This window comes from Spiroplasma sp. hy2, from assembly GCF_044714365.1.
GTDB classification, from domain to species: Bacteria; Bacillota_I; Bacilli_A; order Mycoplasmatales; family Mycoplasmataceae; genus Spiroplasma; species Spiroplasma phoeniceum.
Genome location: NZ_RXFZ02000050.1, coordinates 1 through 5,953, shown reverse-complemented (window position 1 = coordinate 5,953; position 5,953 = coordinate 1). Strand labels below are relative to the sequence as shown.

The following is a 5,953-nucleotide window of genomic DNA, read 5'->3' as shown; positions in this document are numbered from 1 at the left end:
TATWAAATCAAATTTATCAAATTTCATAATTTTAGATTCCTATAATTTCTATTTTAAATATATTTTATAGGAATTTTAAAATAACTAGGTTATGCAAGAAGTCTAATGAATCAAGTAATATGAATCAAGTAATATTGGTTGGGCAAGTAGAAGGAACTTATGAAATTATTTATGATAAAAAAGAAGCAGAACGAAAACTAATGAAATTTTTACTAAAGATTCAGTGCCCTTTTAAAAATAAAGATGGTAACTATGATAGTGATTTAGTTAATGTTAAAGTATGAACAAATAATATCGATGATTTAGATATTAGTTTACGTGATAAAATAATTATTGCTGTTAAAGGGCGAATTCAATCATTTCGTTCCAATAATTTTGATGAAGAAAATTATTATAACGATATAATTGCTGACCGTGTTACATATTTAAGCAGTTTTAACTAACATTACTTAATATTATTAACTTAATACCAATTAGCCATTTCTTTTGAAGTGGTTTTTTATATAAATAAATTAAAATTTAATACCAAGGAAAACAATAGTTTCAAGAAAAAGAAATTAAAATAAGGTCTTTTTAAGTAATTATTTTTTTATAAAAAAAATTAATATTTTTGCTAAAAACACTTGCAAAAAAATGAGGATTTTATATACTTATAAAGGTGTCAGTTAGTAGTAATTTATTACTTAATTGTAAATAAAATACTTACTTACATTATCAAAAACAATACTAAAAATATGAAAAAAAGAGTCAAAAGTTATTGACAATAAACGCATAATTTTGTATGATTTGAAAAGTGTTTTGCTGCCACAAGAACGATCTTTGAAAACTAAACATAACAACAAAAGATAATCATTTAATCAATGAATATCCGTCATTAAAGCTAGGAACAAAAACGATATTTTTTTAATGAGAGTTTGATCCTGGCTCAGGATGAACGCTGGCGGCATGCCTAATACATGCAAGTCGAACGGGGTGCTTGCACCCAGTGGCGAACGGGTGAGTAACACGTATCTAATCTACCCATTAGCGGGGGATAACAGTTGGAAACGACTGCTAATACCGCATACGACATTTTCTGGCATCAGAGAATGTTAAAAGGTCCGTTTGGATCACTAATGGATGAGGATGCGGCGTATTAGTTAGTTGGTTGGGTAATGGCCTACCAAGACAATGATACGTAGCCGAACTGAGAGGTTGATCGGCCACATCGGGACTGAGACACGGCCCGAACTCCTACGGGAGGCAGCAGTAGGGAATTTTTCACAATGGGCGAAAGCCTGATGGAGCAATGCCGCGTGACTGAAGACGGTCTTCGGATTGTAAAGGTCTGTTGTAAGGGAAGAACAGTAAGTATAAGAAATGATACTTATTTGACGGTACCTTACCAGAAAGCCACGGCTAACTATGTGCCAGCAGCCGCGGTAATACATAGGTGGCAAGCGTTATCCGGATTTATTGGGCGTAAAGCGTGCGCAGACGGTTTAACAAGTTTGGGGTCAAATCCTGGAGCTCAACTCCAGTTCGCCTTGAAAACTGTTAAGTTAGAGTGTAGGAGAAGTCGATGGAATTCCATGTGTAGCGGTGAAATGCGTAGATATATGGAGGAACACCAGTGGCGAAGGCGGTCGACTGGCCTATCACTGACGTTTAGGCACGAAAGCGTAGGGAGCAAATAGGATTAGATACCCTAGTAGTCTACGCCGTAAACGATGAGTACTAAGTGTCGGACTAAGTTCGGTGCTGCAGCTAACGCATTAAGTACTCCGCCTGAGTAGTATGCTCGCAAGAGTGAAACTCAAAGGAATTGACGGGGACCCGCACAAGCGGTGGAGCATGTGGTTTAATTCGAAGCAACGCGAAGAACCTTACCAAGGCTTGACATCCAGTGCAAAGCTGTAGAAATACAGTGGAGGTTAACATTGAGACAGGTGGTGCATGGTTGTCGTCAGCTCGTGCCGTGAGGTGTTTGGTTAAGTCCAGTAACGAGCGCAACCCTTACCGTTAGTTACTCCATTAAGTTGAGATACTCTAACGGGACTGCTAGTGTAAACTAGAGGAAGGTGGGGATGACGTCAAATCAGCATGCCCCTTATGTCTTGGGCTACACACGTGCTACAATGGTCGGTACAAACAGTTGCGATCTCGTAAGAGGGAGCTAATCTGAAAAAGCCGATCTCAGTTCGGATTGAAGGCTGCAACTCGCCCTCATGAAGCCGGAATCGCTAGTAATCGCGAATCAGTAATGTCGCGGTGAATACGTTCTCGGGTCTTGTACACACCGCCCGTCACACCATGAGAGTTGATAATACCAGAAGTCGGTATTCTAACCGCAAGGAGAAAGCCGCCCAAGGTAGGATTGATGATTAGGGTGAAGTCGTAACAAGGTATCCGTACGAGAACGTGCGGATGGATCACCTCCTTTCTATGGAGTTAATACTTTATAGTAATTAACTAGTTTTAATGACCGTTATGTTTAGTTTTCAGAGATTAGTTTCTCTGACAATAACAAGTAAATGTTATTGGAATTGTTCTTTGAAAACTGGATAATAGACATCTTGTTATTTTAATCAAGTGATTAAAATAACAATAATTCAAAATTTCTGTTATTTTTAAAAAATAACTAAAATTTCACAGTTATATTTGTAAATAATTCTCAAAAAACTGATTTAAAATCAGGTCAAATAATTTATAAAACTTTGAAGTTACAAAGGGCGTATGGTGAATGCCTTGGGAATAGGAGACGATGAAGGACGTGACTACCTGCGATAAGGTTCGGGGAGCTGGAAGTAAGCTTTGATCCGGACATGTCCGAATGGGGAAACCCGGTGAGATTAATCTCTCATCATCCTATAATAAATAAATAGTTATAGTGAAGGTATACCTAGGGAATTGAAACATCTTAGTACCTAGAGGAAAAGAAAGCGAAAGCGATTCTCTTAGTAGCGGCGAGCGAACGGGGAACAGCCCAAACCAGATTTATCTGGGGTTGTAGGACCATAATAGTAGAGTTACAAAACTTGTTTATAGTAGAAATGGTTGGAAAACCATGCCACAGAGGGTGATAGCCCCGTATATGAAATAGACAAGACTCGAAATGGTATCCTGAGTACGGCGAGACACGTGAAATCTTGTCGGAATCAACGCGGACCACCGCGTAAGGCTAAATACTACCTATTCACCGATAGTGAACCAGTACCGTGAGGGAAAGGTGAAAAGCACCCCGGGAGGGGAGTGAAATAGTACCTGAAACCATATGCCTACAAGAAGTCGAAGCCCGTTAATGGGTGACGGCGTGCCTTTTGTAGAATGAGCCGGCGAGTTATGATAGCATGCAAGGTTAAGTAGAAAATACGGAGCCGTAGTTAAAGCGAGCCTTAATAGGGCGTTTAGTATGTTGTCATAGACCCGAAACCAGGTGATCTAGCCATGAGCAGGTTGAAGTTGAGGTAAAACTTAATGGAGGACCGAACCGACGTTCGTTGAAAAGACCGCGGATGACTTGTGGCTAGAGGTGAAATTCCAATCGAACCTGGAGATAGCTGGTTCTCCCCGATATAGCTTTAGGGCTAGCGTCGAGGTTAGCAAGTTGGAGGTAGAGCACTAAATGTATGATGGCCCCACCTAAGGGTACTGAATGCAATTAAACTCCGAATGCCAATTTTGTATACTCGGCAGTCAGTACATGGGTGATAAGGTCCATGCACGTAAGGGAAACAGCCCAGATCATCAGCTAAGGTCCCAAAATTTATGCTAAGTGTGTAAGGATGTGAAGTCGCTTAGACAGCTAGGAGGTTGGCTTAGAAGCAGCCACCCTTTAAAGAGTGCGTAACAGCTCACTAGTCGAGTAACTTTGCGCCGAAAATGTACCGGGGCTAAGCATAATACCGAAGCTATGGGTTTTGTATTTATATACAGGGCGGTAGGGGAGCGTTCTAACAGGGATGAAGGTAGACCGTGAGGACTGCTGGACTGGTTAGAAGTGAGAATGCCGGCATGAGTAACGTTTGAGGGTGAGAATCCCTCATGCCGTTTGACCAAGGTTTCCTGGGCAAGGTTCGTCCACCCAGGGTTAGTCAGGACCTAAGGCGAGGCCGAAAGGCGTAGTCGATGGACAACAGGTTGATATTCCTGTACCACCATATAGAGCGATGGAGTGACGGAGAAAGATAGTATATCCCGGTTATTGGATTCCGGGCTAAGCACAAAGAGGGTAAGGTTGGCAAATCCGCCTTGCATAACCTTGAAGTGTGATGGGGAGCGAACGGTTCGCCTAGTAGCGAAGTATATGACTCCATGCTTCCAAGAAAAGCTTCTAGTACTATTTATATGGTGCCTGTACCTAGAACGAACACACGTGGTCAAGGAGAGAATCCTAAGGCAAGCGAGATAACTGTAGCTAAGGAACTCTGCAAAATAACCCCGTAAGTTAGCGAGAAGGGGTGCTCATAGTAATATGAGCCGCAGTGAAGAGGAAGGGGGAACTGTTTAGCAAAAACACAGCTCTCTGCAAAGTCGTAAGACGACGTATAGGGGGTGACGCCTGCCCAGTGCTGGAAGGTTAAGGGAATTAGTTAGCATTAGCGAAGCTTTGAACCGAAGCCCCAGTGAACGGCGGCCGTAACTATAACGGTCCTAAGGTAGCGAAATTCCTTGTCAGGTAAGTTCTGACCCGCACGAAAGGCGTAATGATCCCTTCGCTGTCTCGGCTGCAGACTCGGTGAAATTTTAGTACCTGTGAAGATGCAGGTTACCCGCAACTAGACGGAAAGACCCCATGGAGCTTTACTATAGCTTGATATTGGGTTTTGATATAGCATGTATAGGATAGGTGGGAGACTTTGAAGCAGTAACGCTAGTTGTTGTGGAGTCATCCTTGGAATACCACCCTTGTTATGTCGGAATCCTAACCTAGATCTGTAAGCCAGATCAGAGACAGTGTCAGGTGGGTAGTTTGACTGGGGCGGTCGCCTCCTAAAATGTAACGGAGGCGCCCAAAGGTACCCTCAGTATGGTCAGAAATCATACATAGAGCGCAAAGGTAGAAGGGTGCTTGACTGTAAGACTTACAAGTCGAACAGGAGCGAAAGCTGGGCTTAGTGATCCGGCGGTCCCGTGTGGAAGGGCCGTCGCTCAACGGATAAAAGTTACCCTGGGGATAACAGGCTGATCTCCCCCAAGAGTTCACATCGACGGGGAGGTTTGGCACCTCGATGTCGGCTCATCGCATCCTGGAGCTGAAGTTGGTTCCAAGGGTTGGGCTGTTCGCCCATTAAAGCGGTACGCGAGCTGGGTTCAGAACGTCGTGAGACAGTTTGGTCCCTATCTGTTGTGGGCGTAGGAAATTTGAAGAGATCTGTCCCTAGTACGAGAGGACCGGGATAGACACACCTCTGGTGCTCCAGTTGTCACGCCAGTGGCACAGCTGGGTAGCTATGTGTGGAAATGATAATCGCTGAAGGCATCTAAGCGAGAAGCATACTTTAAGATGAGATTTCCCATCCTTTATGGAGTAAGACCCCTTGAAGACGACAAGGTTGATAGGTTGGATGTGTAAGCACGGCGACGTGTTCAGCTAACCAATACTAATAGGTCGAGGACTTCAAAAAAGCGAGAGCTTATTTACAAATTTTAGACAGTTTATTATCTAGTTTTGAGCGGATAATTTCCCTCAGATATAATCTGGTGCTTATGGCATAGTGGACACACCCGTTCCCATCCCGAACACGGAAGTTAAGCACTATTACGCCGACGATAGCCGCAAGGTGAAAATAGGGCAGTGCCAGGTTGAAAAAAGGTTTTGACCTTTTTTTAAAATATTTTTACTTTCTTAGTATTTTACAAATATGTTATAATAGACTTCTTGCATAACCTAGTTATTTTAAAATTCCTATAAAATATATTTAAAATAGAAATTATAGGAATCTAAAATTATGAAATTTGATAAATTTGATTW

At 42.2% G+C, this 5,953-nt stretch carries 1 protein-coding gene and 3 rRNA genes; all 4 read left to right on the top strand.

The window, feature by feature from the left end; translation table 4 throughout:
* The first annotated feature begins 119 nt into the window (after positions 1-119).
* The 4 genes from EHV01_RS02595 (at position 120) to rrf (ending at position 5,785) form a co-directional block, all read left to right on the top strand.
* Complete coding sequence (locus tag EHV01_RS02595; RefSeq protein ID WP_422066068.1) at positions 120-443, top strand: single-stranded DNA-binding protein; 324 nt, start codon at positions 120-122, stop codon at positions 441-443.
* A 459-nt stretch (positions 444-902) separates the two neighbouring features.
* Positions 903-2,422 (top strand): 16S ribosomal RNA (locus tag EHV01_RS02590).
* A 273-nt stretch (positions 2,423-2,695) separates the two neighbouring features.
* Positions 2,696-5,606: ribosomal RNA gene (locus EHV01_RS02585) — 23S ribosomal RNA — on the top strand.
* A gap of 72 nt (positions 5,607-5,678) precedes the next feature.
* Positions 5,679-5,785 (top strand): 5S ribosomal RNA (rrf, locus tag EHV01_RS02580).
* Together the 16S, 23S and 5S rRNA genes form the textbook arrangement of a ribosomal RNA operon.
* The last annotated feature ends 168 nt before the right edge of the window (positions 5,786-5,953 follow it).